The organism is Sphingomonas sp. BK235 (assembly GCF_004345855.1).
Lineage (GTDB): Bacteria > Pseudomonadota > Alphaproteobacteria > Sphingomonadales > Sphingomonadaceae > Sphingomonas.
The window spans coordinates 1017387-1033134 of sequence record NZ_SLXN01000001.1 but is presented as its reverse complement, the minus strand read 5'-3'; the positions used below and the strand labels follow the sequence as shown (position 1 = coordinate 1033134).

General features: G+C 70.5%; 13 protein-coding genes. 4 read left to right on the top strand and 9 right to left on the bottom strand.

What is annotated here, in order from left to right:
* Nucleotides 1-19: 19 nt before the first annotated feature.
* From EV292_RS04795 to EV292_RS04785, 3 genes are all read right to left on the bottom strand, one after another.
* Nucleotides 20-502, bottom strand: coding sequence for a DUF2271 domain-containing protein (locus EV292_RS04795; protein WP_132908200.1), 483 nt, complete (start codon nt 500-502; stop codon nt 20-22).
* Nucleotides 503-515: 13 nt separating this feature from the next.
* On the bottom strand, nt 516-1160 hold the full coding sequence (locus EV292_RS04790) for a PepSY-associated TM helix domain-containing protein (RefSeq protein ID WP_132908199.1): 645 nt from the start codon (nt 1158-1160) through the stop codon (nt 516-518).
* A gap of 83 nt (nt 1161-1243) precedes the next feature.
* Entirely contained in the window at nt 1244-1735 is a 492-nt protein-coding gene (locus EV292_RS04785; protein ID WP_132907975.1) for an Lrp/AsnC family transcriptional regulator, read from the bottom strand.
* A gap of 111 nt (nt 1736-1846) precedes the next feature.
* Here EV292_RS04785 and ald point away from each other — a divergent pair, with 111 nt between their 5' ends.
* From ald to mdoH, 3 genes are all read left to right on the top strand, one after another.
* On the top strand, nt 1847-2932 hold the full coding sequence (gene ald / locus EV292_RS04780; protein WP_132907974.1) for an alanine dehydrogenase: 1086 nt from the start codon (nt 1847-1849) through the stop codon (nt 2930-2932).
* 108 nt (nt 2933-3040) lie between these two features.
* A complete protein-coding gene (locus EV292_RS04775; protein WP_132907973.1) occupies nt 3041-4549 on the top strand; it encodes a glucan biosynthesis protein in 1509 nt (502 codons plus the stop codon).
* Nucleotides 4546-6360 carry a glucans biosynthesis glucosyltransferase MdoH gene (mdoH, locus tag EV292_RS04770; RefSeq protein ID WP_243693597.1) on the top strand — a complete coding sequence of 605 codons (1815 nt, stop codon included), beginning with the start codon at nt 4546-4548 and terminating at the stop codon, nt 6358-6360. Before EV292_RS04775 ends, mdoH begins: the two co-directional genes overlap by 4 nt.
* Nucleotides 6361-6435: 75 nt before the next feature.
* On the opposite strand, the gene EV292_RS04765 is transcribed toward mdoH, so the two are convergent.
* From EV292_RS04765 to EV292_RS04740, 6 genes are all read right to left on the bottom strand, one after another.
* Entirely contained in the window at nt 6436-6681 is a 246-nt protein-coding gene (locus EV292_RS04765; protein WP_132908197.1) for a hypothetical protein, read from the bottom strand.
* Nucleotides 6682-6801: 120 nt separating this feature from the next.
* Nucleotides 6802-7587: an SDR family NAD(P)-dependent oxidoreductase gene (locus EV292_RS04760; RefSeq protein WP_132907972.1), complete on the bottom strand. Its 786-nt coding sequence runs from the start codon at nt 7585-7587 to the stop codon at nt 6802-6804.
* A 12-nt stretch (nt 7588-7599) separates the two neighbouring features.
* Nucleotides 7600-8778, bottom strand: a complete 1179-nt coding sequence (locus tag EV292_RS04755; RefSeq protein WP_132907971.1) for a zinc-dependent alcohol dehydrogenase — start codon at nt 8776-8778, stop codon at nt 7600-7602.
* Entirely contained in the window at nt 8775-9365 is a 591-nt protein-coding gene (locus tag EV292_RS04750) for an SRPBCC family protein (RefSeq protein ID WP_132907970.1), read from the bottom strand. Before EV292_RS04750 ends, EV292_RS04755 begins: the two co-directional genes overlap by 4 nt.
* A 97-nt stretch (nt 9366-9462) precedes the next feature.
* Nucleotides 9463-10458: an SDR family oxidoreductase gene (locus EV292_RS04745; RefSeq protein ID WP_132907969.1), complete on the bottom strand. Its 996-nt coding sequence runs from the start codon at nt 10456-10458 to the stop codon at nt 9463-9465.
* 208 nt (nt 10459-10666) lie between these two features.
* Nucleotides 10667-12703: an NAD(+) synthase gene (locus EV292_RS04740; RefSeq protein ID WP_132907968.1), complete on the bottom strand. Its 2037-nt coding sequence runs from the start codon at nt 12701-12703 to the stop codon at nt 10667-10669.
* A gap of 105 nt (nt 12704-12808) precedes the next feature.
* Here EV292_RS04740 and EV292_RS04735 point away from each other — a divergent pair, with 105 nt between their 5' ends.
* Entirely contained in the window at nt 12809-15697 is a 2889-nt protein-coding gene (locus tag EV292_RS04735; protein ID WP_132907967.1) for a PAS domain S-box protein, read from the top strand.
* The last annotated feature ends 51 nt before the right edge of the window (nt 15698-15748 follow it).

The following is a 15748-nucleotide window of genomic DNA, read 5'->3' as shown; positions in this document are numbered from 1 at the left end:
CTCCCCCTCGATGAAGCGACTAGCGCGCGGTGACGGTGACCGCGCCGAGCTCGCTGGCGCCGGCCCCGCGCGCGGACGGACTCGGCACGGTGATCGGGATCGAGACCAGCTCGCGCCCTCCCGTCTCGCGCGCCGCCTCGACGCTCAGCACATAGGCGCCCGGCGCGAGGTCCGCGGGGAGCGGGACGCGATATTGGCCCGGCGCGCGCGTGGCGCCGCTGACCCCGTCGATCGGGAGCGCCGCGCTCCGCCCGCCTTTGCGCCACCAGGCGCGCAGGTCGGCGAGCCACTTGGTCCCCGGCTCGCCGCCGCTCTTGTTGATCGCATACCAGAGCGCGATCGTCCGCGACGTGCCGCCGCGCGCGGGTTCGAGCCAGATCGCGACATAGGGCTTGTGATATTCCGCCACGGCGAGCCGCGGGATCGTCACGGTAACGGTACCCGCCTGCGCCGCGGCGGGAAGCAGCGTCGCACCGAGGGCGAGAAGGGGCAGGGGACGCATCGGCACCTCGCGATCAGTGAAGGAAGAAGAGAGCGAGCAACGCGGGCACCAGCATCCCCAGGGCGACCAGCGGCCAGGTCAGCGGGCGATGGCGCGCGTGAAGCTGGAGCAGCAACAGCCCCGTCAGGGTGAAGACGATGCAGGCACCGGCGAACAGATCGATGAACCAGAACCAGGCGTCGCCGGTATTGCGGCCCTTGTGCAAGTCGTTGAGCCACGCGATCCAGCCGCGATCGGTGACCTCCGCGGTGACCCGTCCGGTGGCGCGATCCACGCTGACCCAGGCATCGCCGCCGGCGCGCGGCAGGGCGACATAGACCTCGGTATCGGACCATTCCGCCGCGCGCCCGCGCACGTCCAGCCCGATCGTCCCGCGGAGCCGCTCGGCCACCGCGAGCGGCAGCGGGTCGGCGCGCGCGTCCGGCTCCGCACGGAGCAGCAGCCGCTCGCCGGGCGGCAGCGTCGCCGAGCGCTCGCTCACCCGCGGCGTCGCGCCGATCGCGGCGGCGTGATTGAGCGTGATCCCCGTCACCGCGAACAACAGCATCGCGCTGAGCGAGATCGCGGCACTGATCCAATGCCAGGTGTGCAGCTGCTTGAGCCACCAGCCACGCCATCGCCGACGCGGCGGACGCGACGGCGTGCCGGTCTTTGGCAGCGGCGGCGGGGCGAGGTCGAGCGTGCTCACCGACGAGCCTCTACCCCGCCGCCGGGGGCACGACAAGCTATTGCGAGGCGTTATTATAAGGATTCGTCGAGCAGGGTGAGCGGCAGCCTGGGGCTCACCACCTCGCGCAGGACGAAGCCCGATTCCATCTGAGTCACGCCGGGTAGCCGCGACAGTTCCTCGCGGTGGATCCGCGCGAAGTCGCCGAGGTCGCGCGCGCGGACGGTGACGAGATAATCATAGCTGCCCGACATCAGGTCGCAGCGGATCACCGACGGGCTGACCGCGATGGCGGCCTCGAACGCGTCGAGTACGTCCTTGCGCTGGCTCTCGAGCGTCATCTTGATATGGACGATCGTCGCGCAGCCCAGTCGCGCCAGATCGAGCCGCGCGGTATAGCCCGTGATCACGCCCGCTTCCTCCAGCGCGCGCTGGCGCCGCGCGACCGCGGTGGCGGAACGCCCGATCGCTTCCGACAAGGTGAAGGCGGTGGCGCGCGCGTTCGTGAGCAGCAGCTGGACGAGTCGCCGGTCGATCCGGTCGAGTTGCGGGGAATCCTGCGTCATTCTCTCTTTATGCGGTGGAACCCGGCGTCATGTCACGCGATGACGCGGCGCTTCGCCCGGACTCGGCGCCGCGCGCGCGCTATCCTGCGCAGTGGATAGAGGAGCCCTGAGATGCGCGTCGGCGTGCCCAAAGAGATCAAGAACCACGAATATCGCGTCGGCCTCACGCCGGGCGCGGTGCGCGAATATGTCGCGCGCGGCCATGAGGTGGTGGTCCAGGCCGGCGCCGGTGCGGGGATCGCCGCCGACGACGCCGCCTATCGCGCCGCGGGCGCCGCGATCGTCGACACCGCCGAGGAGGTGTTCGCCACCGCCCAGATGATCGTCAAGGTGAAGGAGCCGCAGCCGAGCGAGTGGGTGCAGCTGCGCGACGACCAGATCCTCTTCACCTACCTTCACCTCGCGCCCGACCCCGACCAGGCCCGTGGCCTGATGGACTCGGGGGTGACCGCGGTGGCGTATGAGACGGTGACCGATCAGCGCGGCCACCTGCCGCTGCTCGCGCCGATGAGCGAGGTCGCGGGCCGGCTGTCGATCGAGGCGGCGGGGACCGCGCTGAAGGCGGTCAACGGCGGACGCGGCGTGCTCATCGGCGGCGTGCCCGGCGTCCAGCCCGCGCGGATCGTGGTGCTGGGCGGCGGTGTCGTCGGCACGCATGCGGCGCGGATGGCGGTCGGACTCGGCGCCGAGGTGACCGTGATCGACCGCTCGATCCCGCGCTTGCGCGAGCTCGACGAGTTGTTCGGCGGGCGCGTGCGCACCCGCGTCTCGACGCTGGAGGCGATCGAGCACGAGGTCGCCGAGGCGGACGCGGTGATCGGCGCGGTGCTGATCCCCGGGGCGTCGGCGCCCAAGCTCGTCACCCGCCCTATGCTCGCGCTGATGAAGCCGCGCGCGGTGCTGGTCGACGTCGCGATCGACCAGGGCGGCTGTTTCGAGACGAGCCATCCCACCACCCATGCCGAGCCGACCTATGAGGTCGACGGGGTGATCCATTATTGCGTCGCCAACATGCCCGGCGCGGTGCCGCTGACGTCGAGCCACGCGCTCAACAACGCGACGCTGCCCTACGGCCTCGCGCTGGCCGATCGCGGCTATGCCGCGGCCGAGGCCGATGCCGGGCTGATGGAGGGCGTCAACGTGCGCGGCGGCCGGATCGTCAACCGCGTCGTCGCCGAGGCACTGGGCCAGAACTGACGGGATCGGGCGGGCGGCGGGCGGACGCGCGCTCCGCTCGTCACCCGCGCGGCTCGACGCGTCGCTGCGGCGTTGCAACAAAGCGGGGCGTCGCCTGTTTCGCTACGCATGCGAAACCTCTCCCGACGCGACCTCATCAGCACCGGCGGCGGAGTGGCGCTGGTCCCGGCCCTGACCTGGGCGGGGCCGGGGCTGAGCCAGAACGGCGCCGAAACGCCTTTCTCCTGGGCCTTGCTGCAACAGCGCGCCGCCGCGCTGGCGAAGCGCCGCTATCAGCCGCCGCGGGAGAGCGAGGCGGCCAAAGCGCTCGACTTCGACGCGATGGGAAGCATCCGCTACCGCCCCGATCGCACCGTCGCTGGCGGCATCCGATTGTTCCCGCTGGGCAATGGCGCGGTCACCCCGGTCGCGATCAATCTCGTCGAGAAGGGCCGATCGCGCCCGATCGTCTTCTCGCCCGATCTGTTCGAGGGCGGCAAGGTGTCGCCCCCGCCGGGCTTCGCCGGCTTTCGCGCGATGGAGCCGGGACGCGAGAGCGACTGGCTGGCCTTCCTCGGCGCCTCGTACTTCCGCAGCGCGGGGTCGCAGGATCAATATGGCCTGTCCGCACGCGGGATCGCGGTCGACACCGGGCTGGCGCGCGAGCAATTCCCGAACTTCACCGAATTCTGGATCGAGCGCGGTGACGACAAGAGCTATTCGATCTACGCGCTGCTCGACGGTGAGAGCCTGACCGGCGCCTATCGCTTCGTCAGCAGCCATCCCGGCGCGGTGGTGCAGGATGTCTCGTCGGTGCTGTTCCTGCGGCGCGCGGTGGAACGGCTGGGGATCGCCCCGGTCACGAGCATGTTCTGGTATGACGACCGGACGCGTCGCGGTGCCACCGACTGGCGCCCCGAGATCCATGATTCGGACGGTCTCGCGCTCATCAGCCGCGAGGGCGAGCGCGTGTGGCGGCCGCTGCGCAACCCGCCGCAGCCCGCCACCGACAGCTTCGCCGCCGATGCGGTGCGCGGCTTCGGCCTGCTCCAGCGCGACCGTCGCTTCGACCATTACCAGGACGACGGCGCCTTCTACGATCGCCGGCCCAATCTGTGGGTCGAGCCGCGTGGTGACTGGGGGCAGGGGCGCGTGATGCTCTACGCGTTCCCGACCGACAGCGAGACGGTCGACAATGTCGTCGCCTTCTGGACGCCGACCAACGCGCCGCGCGCCGGGCAGCGGCTGCAGTTCGACTATCGGCTGCGCTGGACCTCGGAGGATCCCAGCCTCGATCGCGCCGCCCATGTGGTGGACAGCTGGATCGGCGCGGCGGGGCGGCCGGGGCTGCCCGCGCTGGCGGGGGCGAGCAAGCTCGTCGCCGATTTCGTCGGCGACTCGCTCGCCGGGCTGGACCGCGAGAGCGGTGTCACCGCCGAGATCGGCGTGACCCGCGGCAAGCTGCTCAACAGCGCGGTCTATCCGGTGGTCGGTCAGCGCAATCACTGGCGTGTCGTCGCCGACATCCGGCCGGATACCGCCGCGGCCAACGCGCCCCCGGTCGACGTGCGCGTCTATCTCAAACGCGGCGGCGCGGCGCTGAGCGAGACGTTGCTCGTGCCGATCTATCCGGCGTGAGCGAGCTGCCCGCGCGCCTGCCGCCCGAGGCCTTGCTCGAGATGCCCGAGCAGCGCTTCGACGGTCCCCCGCCCTTGCCCTCGGCGCCGCCCCCGCTGGTCGGCGCGATCGGCTCCCCCACCGACGTCCTCGCGCGGCGCGCCATCCTGGTGCTGCTGACGCTGGGGCTGGCGCTGTTCGCCTCGACCTCGCTCAAGGAGTCGGTGCTGAGCGACGGGATCGGGGTGACCGACGCGCTGCTGCTGGGCATCTTCTTCCCGCTCTTCGCGCTGCTCGCCTTCGGCTTCATCAACGCCGCGGTCGGGTTCATCGTGCTCGCCACCGGGATGCACCCCGGCTTCACCCCGGTACCACGCTGGTCCGAGCCGTTGCGCGGTCGCACCGCGGTGCTGATGCCGGTCCACAACGAGGATGTCGGCGACGTCTTCGGCCGGCTGGCGCACATGGCCGAGGCATTGGAGCGCGCCGGCGCGGCGGCCGCCTTCGACTTCTTCGTGCTGAGCGATTCCTCCGCGGGCAACGAGGCCGAGGAGGTCGCCGCCTGGGAGATCCTCGCGCGTCGCAGCGCCAGCGCGATCTATTACCGCCGCCGCACCGAGAATGTCGGCCGCAAGCCGGGCAATGTCGCCGAGTGGCTGCGACGGTTCGGCGCGGGCTATGATTACATGCTGATGCTCGACGCGGACAGCCTGATGGGCGGCGAGACGATCGTCGGCATGGCGCAGATCATGGATCGCCGCCCCGCGGTCGGGCTGCTCCAGACCGTGCCCCAGGTGATCGGCGCGCGCACGCTGTTCCAGCGCTGGATGCAGTTCGCCAGCCGCATCTACGGCCCCGCCGCGACCGCGGGACTGGTCTGGTGGTCGGGGCCCGAGGCGACCTTCTGGGGGCACAATGCGCTGATCCGCGTGCGCGCCTTCGCGGAAAGCTGCGGGTTGCCGGTGCTGCCGGGGAAACCGCCGTTCGGCGGCACGATCATGAGCCACGACGTGGTCGAGGCGGCGCTGCTGCGGCGTCGCGGCTGGCGCGTCCATATGGTGATGACCGAGGATACGTTCGAGGAATATCCGCCGACGATGATCGACGCCGCGGTGCGCGATCGCCGCTGGGCGCAGGGCAATCTTCAGCACCTGCTGTTGCTCCATGCCTCGGGCTTTCACTGGATCAACCGGCTCCAGCTGCTGCTCGGCGCGGCAGGCTATCTCGCCTCGCCGCTATGGCTGCTGCTGATCACGGTCAGCGTCGTCCAGGCGGTGCGCGGTGAGCGCGGGCTGATGTCGGGCGATTCGACCGGGACCGTCCTGATCGTGACGCTCGCGCTCTTGTTCGGGCCGAAGCTGCTCGGCGTGCTCAACGCGGTCGCCGACGTGCGGCTGCGCCGCTCGATGGGAGGGACGGCGGCGATCCTGCGCTCGGTCGCGCTCGACGTGCCGCTCTCGACGCTCGCTGCCCCCGCCATCGCGGTGACGCAGACGATCGACCTGATCGGCATCGCACGCCAGCGCCGCGCCGAGTGGCAGCCGCAGAACCGGCGCGGCGACGCGCTGGCGATGGCGGCGATCCTGCCGCGCTATCGCTGGCATCTCGGGCTGGGTCTGCTGCTGCTGGCGCTGTCGCCGCTGATGCCGCTGACCGCGCTGTGGCTGGCGCCGGTGACGCTGGGGCTGCTGCTGTCGCCGCTGATCGTGCAATGGACCGCGAGCGAGCGCTGGGGTCGACGACTGGCGGCACGGCGGCTGTTCGTCACCGATATCGGGACGCCCGAGCCCCAGCCGCTGCCGCTGCTCGCCGAGGCGCCCGCGAGGCAGTGAGTCGGCGGGAGCCGGACATGAGAAGAGGGAGCGCCCTAAGGACGCTCCCTCCTCGTCAACGTCGGTACGGACGGCTCAGTTGCTGTCCGAATCGTCATCGTCGTCGGCGATGATGATGATCCCGGCGACCACGGCAGCCGCCGCCACCGCCGCGACGATCAGGCCACCACCCGCGAGCGCCTTGCTGTCCTTCGCGGTCGGCGCCGCAGCGCGCGACGAAGCGACCGACAGGCCGGCGGCCGGGTTCGCCGGAGCGGCGACGGCCGGGGCGACGGCGAGCGAGGTCGCCGCGGCCGCAATCAGATACTTACCAAGCTTCATTCTCATTCTCCCCGGAAGGAGGGCATCGTCTTTCACGCTTGAGAGCGAAAGGCAATTCTGAACTGACCCAAAACGCGGCGGGTCGTGGCGGTGGCGCCCCGGTCGGCGTCGACGGCCCCGTCACTCCTTGGCGGTACCCGGCTCCGCCATGTTGCGGTGCATGTGCGCGGTGACCTCGGCGGGAAGCACGTGCGCCGCCGCGGCCTGGAGCTTGTTCTTCCAGCCCGACACGATCGAATGCTTGCCCGCCATCAGCGCGTCCCAGCCGTCGCGCGCCACCTTGGCGGGATCGGACTTGCTGTCCGAGGTGCCGACGTCCGTGTCCATCATGTCGGCGCGGTCGAAGAACTCGGTGTCGACCGGTCCCGGCATCAGCGTGGTGAGCGTGACGCCCTCATGGTCCTTGAGTTCGTCGCGCAGCGCGTCGGTGAAATGGTCGACGAACGCCTTGGTGCCGTTGTAGACCGCCTGGAAGCTGCCCGGGATGAAGCCGGCGATCGAGCCGGTCACCAGCACCTTGCCGTCGCCGCGGGCGACCATCTGCTGCAACACCTTCTGGAGCAGATAGGTGGTGCCGGTGATGTTGGTGTCGACCACACGCTTCCAGTCGGCGACGTCCTGATCGAGGAAGGCGCGGCCGAGCCCGACCCCCGCGTTGGCGCAGAGCAGGTCGATCGGCCGTCCGCCCGCCGCGGCGAGCAACTGGTCGACGCCGGCGATCGTGGCGAGATCGGCCTCGACCGAGCTGACCTGCGTGCCGAACTGCTCGAAGTCGGCCGCGGCGGCGTCGATCAGCGGCTCGTCGGCGACGACGAGGATGTCATAGCCGTCCTGCGCCGCGAGCGTCGCCAGCTCGAAACCGATGCCGGTGGAAGCGCCGGTGATGATCGCGAATTTGTCCGCCATGCGTCTCTCTCCTCAGTCCAGACCGGGCTTGAGCACGATCTTGGTGACCTCGTTCTGCTGGTCATGGAACATCTTGTAGCCCTTCGGCCCCTCGCTCAGCGGCATCCGGTGCGAGATCAGGAACTCGGTATCGATCTTGTCCTCGAGGATCGCCTCGAGCAGCGCGGGCATGTAATGCTGGACGTGGGTCTGGCCGGTCTTGAGCGTCAGCCCCTTCTCCATGAAGGCGCCGAGCGGCCATTTGTCGACGAACCCGCCATACACCGCCGGCATCGAGACACGCCCGCCCTTGCGGCAGGCGAGGATCGCCTGACGGTTGGCGTGCGCGCGGTCGGTGCCGAGGAAGGTCGAGGCCTTGATCTGGTCGAGCACGTTGTCGACGAAGAAGCCGTGCGCCTCGAGCCCGACCGAGTCGATCACCGCGTCGGGGCCGATCCCGCCGGTCATCACCATCAGCGCCTCATAGACCGCGGTCTCCTCGAAGTTGATCGTCTCCGCGCCGAAGCGCTTGGCGAGCGCGAGCCGGTTGGGGAAATGATCGATCGCGATCACGCGCTCGGCGCCCATCAGGAAGGCCGATTGCACCGCGAACAGCCCGACCGGGCCGCAGCCCCAGACGGCCACCGTGTCGCCCGGCTCGATGTCGGCATTCTCGGCGGCCATCCAGCCGGTGGGCAGGATGTCCGAGAGGAACAGCACCTTGTCGTCCTCGACGCCGTCAGGGATGACGATCGGGCCGACGTCGCTGAACGGCACGCGGACATATTCCGCCTGCCCGCCGGCATAGCCTCCGGTCATGTGGCTGTAGCCGAACAGCCCCGCCACCGGCTGGCCGTACAGCTCCTGCGCGATGTCCTGGTTATCGGCGGGCAGGCCGTTGTCGCAGGCGGAATATTGGTGCTTCGAGCAATGATAGCAGCTGCCGCACGAGATGGTGAAGGGCACCACCACGCGCTGCCCCTTCTTCAGCGTCGACCTGGGGCCGACCTCGACCACCTCGCCCATGAACTCGTGGCCGAGCACGTCGCCCGACTGCATCGTCGGGATATAGCCGTCGTAGAGGTGCAGATCCGAGCCGCAGATCGCGGTGGAGGTCACCTTGATGACGCAGTCGCGCGGGTTGACGATGCCGGGATCGTCGACCGTGTCGACGCGGACGTCATGCTTGCCATGCCAGGCGATCGCCTTCACAGCCCCATCTCCTCATATTGCTCGCGGTTCATCGCGGGAGTGGCGATCTCGCCGGTCTCGAGCAGCTGCTTGAGCCGGCGCAGGTCGCGACGGGCCTGGATCGCGGGCTCGCGCTGGAACATCTTGGCGATCACCTTGCCGATCACGCCGCCCGGCGGGTCGTAGAGGATCGTCGCGACCAGCACAGTGCCGCGCGCGCCGGCGTCGTGGAACTCGACCCGGCCCGAGTTGGGCACCTCCGCGCCGTCCTCGCTGGTCCAGGCGAGGAGCGTGTTCTCCTCCTCCGCGGTGAGGCGCGCGTCCCACTCGACCGTGCCGCCCGCCGGCGCCTTCACGACCCAGTGCGAGCGTTGCCGGTCGAGCACGTCGATCCGCTCGACATTCTCCATGAAGCTGGGGAAGTTGGCGAAGTCGCGGAAATAGGCGAACACCTCCGCGACCGGGCGGTTGATCGTCACCGCGCGCGCGGTGATCTGCGTGCCGCTCGCCGCGGGGATCGAAGCCTTGGCACGCTCGACCGCGTCGCGCTGTTTCGAGGCGGCGAGGGGGGCATCGTCGGACTGCTGGTGGAGCAGCTGGTCGGCCATCACGGGCTCCTTCGTATCTGCTGCTCCACCAAGCGCGCGCTATCGCGTTGTGTTCCGCTCTAAAATCAACGACTTGATCTAACTCAATCAGCTCGTCTCACGGATTGCCCTTGCCGCCGTGCGCGCCCACCGCGGTGCCGGTCGAGAAGCTGGTCCCATCCTCTGCCAGCGCGACGTACAGCGGGGCGAGCTCGGCCGGCTGGCCGGCGCGGCCCATCGGCGTGTCCTGGCCGAACTCGCCCATCTTGCCGGGCAACTGGCCGCCGGCGACTTGGAGCGGGGTCCAGATCGGCCCCGGCGCCACCATGTTGACGCGGATGCCCTTCTTGGCGAGCTGCTTGGCCAGCCCCTTGGTGAAGATGAGGATCGCGCCCTTGGTCGAGGCATAGTCGAGCAGCTCCTCGCCGGGGTCGTAGCTGTTGACCGAGCCGGTGTTGATGATCACCGAGCCCGGCGGCATCGACGGGATCGCCGCCTTGGCGATGCGAAACATCGCGAAGATGTTGGTCTCGAAGGTGCGCACCATCTGCTCGTCGCTGATCTCGGCGATGTCCGACTTGCTCTGCTGATAGGCGGCGTTGTTGACGAGCAGGTCGAGCCCGCCGAGCCGGCGCACCGCGTCGGCCACCAGCTTGGTACAGGCGCGCTCGGTGCGGATGTCGGCCGGCAGCAGCACCGCCTTGCGTCCGGCCTGCTCGATCAGCGCCTTGACCTCCTGCGCGTCGGGCTCCTCGGTCGGGTAGTAATTGATCGCGACGTCCGCGCCCTCGCGCGCGAAGGCGATCGCGGCGGCGCGGCCGATCCCGCTGTCCGCGCCGGTGAGCAGCGCCTTGCGCCCGGCGAGCCGCCCCGAGCCGCGGTAGCTGGTCTCGCCGCTGTCGGGGCGCGGGTTCATCTTCGACTGCAGCGCGGGCCAGGGCTGGCGCTGCTCGGGGAAGGGCTGGCTGGTGTATTTGCTGCGCGGGTCGCTGAGCTTGGCCGGGCCGGACGGCGGCGCGCCGCTGCCCTGCGCCGCGCCCGGGGTGGCGGTGAAGGCGAGGCCGGCGGCAGCGCCGCCCAGGATGGTGCGGCGCGTCGTGCCCTGATCGTCCATGTCGCTGATCTCCCAAGAGGATTTGCGCCGAACGGGTGAGAGGCGCGGAGGTTCAGGGGCGCAGAGCGACGGCGCGCGAATGTTGCGAATGGCGAGTCACGGGCGCGCTCGGGCAGGGAGGGCCTTGCGAGCGGGCAGCTATCGACCTTGGCAAAGAACGCGCGAGGATAGCTGGCCCACCAACAAACAGGGCGTTCTCAGATCCTCCTTACGGCCCGTTCGCTGCCAGCTCCGCGAGCCACGCCTTGGCCGTCCCATCGGAGGGCGCGCGCCAGTCGCCGCGCGGGGACAGGGCGCCGCCCGCCGACACCTTCGGCCCGTTGGGGATTGCCGAGCGCTTGAACTGGCTCGTCTGGAAGAAGCGGACGAGGAAGCGCTCGAGCCACAGCCGCACCGTGTCGAGATCATAGGCGGTGCGCGCCGCCTCGGGATAACCGATCGGCCAGCGCCCCTGATCGGCGTCGCGCCAGGCGTGCCACGCCAGGAACGCGATCTTGGATGGCGCGAGCCCGTGGCGGATCACGTAATGCGCGAAGAAGTCGTTGAGCGCGTACGGCCCGATCTTGCTCTCCGTGCTCTGCAGCTCCTCGCCCGGCACCAGCTCGGGCGAGATCTCCTGCGACAGGATGGCGTCGAGCACAGCGTTGGTCGGCGCGTCATATTGGCCGGTCGCGATCGCCCAGCGGATCAGGAACTGGATCAGCGTCTTGGGGACGCCGGCATTGACCGCATAATGGCTCATCTGGTCGCCGACGCCATAGGTGCACCACCCCAACGCCAGCTCGCTGAGGTCGCCGGTGCCGACCACCAGCCCGTCGCGCTGGTTGGCGATGCGGAACAGATAGTCGGTGCGCAGCCCCGCCTGGACGTTCTCGAAGGTGACGTCATACACCTTCTCGCCGCGACCGAACGGATGGCCCATGTCCGCGAGCATCCGCGTCGCGGCGGGGCGGATGTCGATCTCCTCGGCGGTGATGCCGAGCGCGTCCATCAGCTTCCAGGCGTTGCTCTTGGTGCCCTCGCTGGTGGCGAAGCCGGGGAGGGTGATCCCGAGGATGTCCGCGCGCGGCCGCCCGAGCCGGTCGAGCGCCTTGGCCGCGACGATCAGCGCGTGCGTGCTGTCGAGCCCGCCCGACACGCCGATCACCAGCCGCTTGGCGTTCGCCGCGACCAGCCGCTTGGCGATGCCCTCGACCTGGATGTTGAACGCCTCGTAGCAATCCGCGTCGAGCTTGGCGGGATCGTTGGGCACGAACGGGAAACGGCGCAGCTCGCGCTCCAGCCCAACGTCGGCGAGATCGGGCCGGTGCGCGAAGCCGACGCGGCGGAAGCGCATCTCGGGATGGCCGAGCAGCGCGGCGCTGTCGTTGAACGTGCCGTTGCGCAGCCGCTCCTGCGCGAGCCGCTCGAGGTCGACGTCGGCGATCACCAGCTCGGGCTGGTGCGCGAAGCGGGTCGATTCCGCGAGGAGTTCGCCCAGCTCGTGCACCGTGCCCTGGCCGTCCCAGGCGAGGTCGGTGGTGCTCTCGCCCGGTCCCGCGGCGGAATAGACGTAGGCGCAGATCGCGCGCGCCGACTGCGACGCCGACAGCATCATCCGCTCGCGCGACTTGCCGATCACCACGTTCGAGGCGGAGAGATTGGCGCACACCAGCGCGCCGGCGAGCGCGCCGAGCGTCGAGGGCGGGGTGGGGGACCAGTAATCCTCGCAGATCTCGGCATGGACGACGAAGCGCGGCAGGTCGTCCGCGGCGAAGATCAGGTCGGTGCCGAACGGCACGTCCTTGTCGCCTAGGCGGATCGTCAGCCCGGTGAGGCCGGCGCCGCTCGCGAACCAGCGCTTCTCGTAATATTCGCGATAGTTGGGCAGGAAGGTCTTGGGCACCACGCCGAGCACGCGGCCGCGCGCGATCGCCAGCGCGCAATTGTAGAGCCGACCCTCGCGCTGAAGCGCGGCGCCGACCAGCAGCACCGGGCGCAGCTCGGCGGAGGCCGCCACCACGCGCGCGATCGCGTCGCGCGTGGCGCGCTGCGACGCCGACTGGAGGTGGAGGTCATCGATCGCGTAGCTGCTGAGGTTGAGCTCGGGGAAGACGACGAGGTCGACCGCGCCGTCGTGCGCGCGCCGCGCCAGCGCGATCGTCTGCTCCGCGTTGAAGGCGGGATCGCCGACGCTGGCGGGCGGGGTGGCCGCGGCGACGCGCAGCAGGCCGTGGTGGTGGATCGAGCGGAAAGCCGGGTTCATGCCACTGGCCTACTATTCCCGGCGCCGCGCCACCACCCGCGGCGGCTTAACCTCGCCTAGTTTAACTTCTCTCAGTCGGCGAGCCGCGCTAGGTTCGTCGATGCGATGAACCATCCGCTAACCTCGCCGAGCGATCCGACGCTGTTGTTCGCGCATGGCGGCGAGATGGGGGCGCGGATCCTCGCGCATGACTGGGCGGGGTCGCCGCTGGGACCGATCGCGGGCTGGCCGTCCGAGTTGCGCAACGCGCTCGCGCTGGCGCTGCCCGCGCGGGTCGAGATCGTGCTGTTCTGGGGCGCGGATTATGTCGCGCTCTACAACGACGCTTATGCCCCGACGATCGGCGCCAAGCACCCGAGCGCGCTGGGACGTCCCGCGCGCGAGGCGTGGAGCGAGTTGTGGGACGATCTCGAGCCCTTGCTGTCGCACGTCCGCACCAGCGGCGAGACCTTCGCCGCCAAGGACCGCCCCTTCTACATCGAGCGCGCGGGCCACGGCGAGACCGTCTATTTCGACGTCAGCTACTCGCCGGTGCCGCTGGCGGACGGCAGCGTCGGCGGCGTGCTGTGCATCGTCTCGGAGACCACCGCGCGCGTGCGCGCCGCGCGCGCGATGGCGGAGGACCGCGAGCGGCTGCGCGAGATGTTCGATCAGGCGCCCGGCTTCATCGCGGTGCTGCGCCAGCCGGGGCACGTCGTCGAGCTCGCCAACGCCTCCTATCGCCGACTGGTCGGCGGGCGCGACGTGGTCGGGCGCCCGCTCGCCGAGGCGGTGCCCGAGCTGGTGCAGCGCGGGCTGGTCGAGAAGCTCGATGCGGTGGTGGCGCGCGCGCAGCCCTATCGCGGCACCGACGTGCCGCTGCTGCTGCCGCGCGACGACGGCGGCGCGGAGGAGCGCCGGCTCGATTTCATCCTCCAGCCGATCACCGACGCGGGCGGCACGGTGACCGCGGTGTTCGTCGAGGGCACCGACGTCACCGACCGGCATCGCGCCGAGAGCGCGCTGGCGCTGAGCCGCGACTCGCTCGAACTCGCCACCGAGGCGGGCGAGATCGGGACGTGGGACTATGATTTGGTGGTGGACCGCTTCACCTGCTCGCCGCGCACCTGGGCGATGTACGGGATCGAGCCGGGGCCGGCGCGGACGCTCGGGGACTTCGGCGCGCTGCTCCACCCGGAGGACCGCCCGCGGGTGCGCGACGCGTTCCTCGCCACGATCGATCCGGTGCGGCGCGCGCGCTACGACATCGAATATCGCAGTCATCCCGCGCCCGACGGCTCGGTGCGCTGGCTCGCGGTGCGCGGGCGCGGCCTGTTCGAGGGGGATCGCTGTGTCCGCGCGATCGGCACCGTGATCGACGTCACCGCGCGCAAGCGTGAGGCCGACGCGCTGCGCGAGAGCGAGGCGCGCTTCCGCATGCTGGCCGACAGCCTGCCCGCCTTGACGTGGCTGACCGATGCCGAGCTGAACCTCACCTTCGCCAGCGAGGGGTTTCGCACGATCCTGGGGTTCGACCCCGACACGGTCGTGTCGGGCGGCTGGCTCTCGCTGCTGCCGAGCGAGCTGCGCGCCGCGGCGGCGCGGCGGCTGGTCGAGCGCCAGCGCGCGCGCGACCCGCTGAGCGGCGACTATCGCCTGCTGACGCGCGACGGCGGCGAGCGCTGGGTCCATGCCGAGGCACGCCCGCGCTTCCTGGGCGGTACCTTCCTCGGCTATGTCGGTTGTGCGATCGACGTCACCGAGGCGCATCTGGCGGGCGAGCTGCTCGAGGCGCGCGTCGAGGAGCGCACCGCCGAGCTGACGCGCCAGGTCGCGGAGCGCGAGCGCGTCGAGGAGACGCTTCACCAGCTCCAGCGGCTCGAGGCGATCGGGCAGCTCACCTCGGGCGTGGCGCACGACTTCAACAATCTGCTGATGGTGGTGCTCGGCAATGTGGAGCTGGTGTCGCGCGCCGCCGCGCGCGGGGCGCTCACCGCGCGCGCGCTGGAGCAGCTCGACCATATCCGCGCGGCGGCCGAACGCGGCGCGACGCTGACCGGTCAGTTGCTCGCTTTCTCGCGGCGCCAGCGGCTGGAGGCGAAGGTGGTCGACCTCAACGCCGCGGTGACCGGACTGGTGCCGTTGCTGGAGAGCACGCTCGGGCGCTCGATCGCGATCAACGCCGCGGTGTGCGCGGATCCCTGGCCCGCGATGGTGGACCCGACCCAGCTCGAGCTGATCCTGCTCAACCTGGCGATCAACGCGCGCGACGCGATGCCGGGCGGGGGTACGTTGCGCGTCGCCACCGCCAACGTCCGCCTCGGCGCGCCCAACCGCCCGGAGGAGCCCGCCGCGGGCGACTATGTCCGCGTCGCGGTGAGCGACACCGGCACGGGCATGACCCCCGAGGTACTGGCGCGCGCGTTCGAGCCCTTCTTCACCACCAAGGAGGTCGGCAAGGGCTCGGGGCTCGGGCTGGCGCAGGTGTTCGGTTTCGCCAAACAGTCGGGGGGCGGGGTGCGGATCGACACCGCGCCGGGCGAGGGGACGACCGTGTCGGTCTATGTCCCGCGCGCCGCGGTCGCGCCCGCGCCGGTGGCAACCGACTCGGCGGCGCCCACCGCCGCCTCGATCGCACGGCGCTGCGTGCTGGTGCTCGACGACGAGGATCGCGTGCGCGAGATCACCGCCGAGGCGCTGCGCGACTCGGGCTGTCGCGTGATCGAGGCGGCAGACGGTGCCGCGGCGCTGGACGCACTTGCCGCGGACCCGGCGGTCGAGGCGGTCGTGGCCGATGTCGCGATGCCGGGGATGAACGGGATCGAGTTCGGCCGGCGCGCGCGGATCGGTCGTCCCACGCTGCCCGTGCTGTTCGTCACCGGCTATGCCGACGCGGACGAACTCGCCGCGCTGCCGGAGGCACAGGTGATCCGAAAGCCGTTCACGCGCGCGCAGCTGGTCGAGCGGCTCGCGGCGCTGCTCGCGGCGGCGACGCCTGAGCTGTCGCGCGGCTGACCGGGCGGTTCAGCCCCTGTTCCACCGTGGCGCGATAGGCCGTGCGCAGGA

Excerpts from the sequence above, each read along its gene's own strand:
- EV292_RS04795 (WP_132908200.1), bottom strand. The coding sequence starts at position 502 with ATGCGTCCCCTGCCCCTTCTCGCCCTCGGTGCGACGCTGCTTCCCGCC.
- EV292_RS04785 (WP_132907975.1), bottom strand. The coding sequence starts at position 1,735 with ATGACGCAGGATTCCCCGCAACTCGACCGGATCGACCGGCGACTCGTC.
- ald (WP_132907974.1), top strand. The coding sequence starts at position 1,847 with ATGCGCGTCGGCGTGCCCAAAGAGATCAAGAACCACGAATATCGCGTC.
- EV292_RS04775 (WP_132907973.1), top strand. The coding sequence starts at position 3,041 with ATGCGAAACCTCTCCCGACGCGACCTCATCAGCACCGGCGGCGGAGTG.
- EV292_RS04765 (WP_132908197.1), bottom strand. The coding sequence starts at position 6,681 with ATGAAGCTTGGTAAGTATCTGATTGCGGCCGCGGCGACCTCGCTCGCC.
- EV292_RS04760 (WP_132907972.1), bottom strand. The coding sequence starts at position 7,587 with ATGGCGGACAAATTCGCGATCATCACCGGCGCTTCCACCGGCATCGGT.
- EV292_RS04750 (WP_132907970.1), bottom strand. The coding sequence starts at position 9,365 with ATGGCCGACCAGCTGCTCCACCAGCAGTCCGACGATGCCCCCCTCGCC.
- EV292_RS04745 (WP_132907969.1), bottom strand. The coding sequence starts at position 10,458 with ATGGACGATCAGGGCACGACGCGCCGCACCATCCTGGGCGGCGCTGCC.
- EV292_RS04740 (WP_132907968.1), bottom strand. The coding sequence starts at position 12,703 with ATGAACCCGGCTTTCCGCTCGATCCACCACCACGGCCTGCTGCGCGTC.
- EV292_RS04735 (WP_132907967.1), top strand. The coding sequence starts at position 12,809 with ATGAACCATCCGCTAACCTCGCCGAGCGATCCGACGCTGTTGTTCGCG.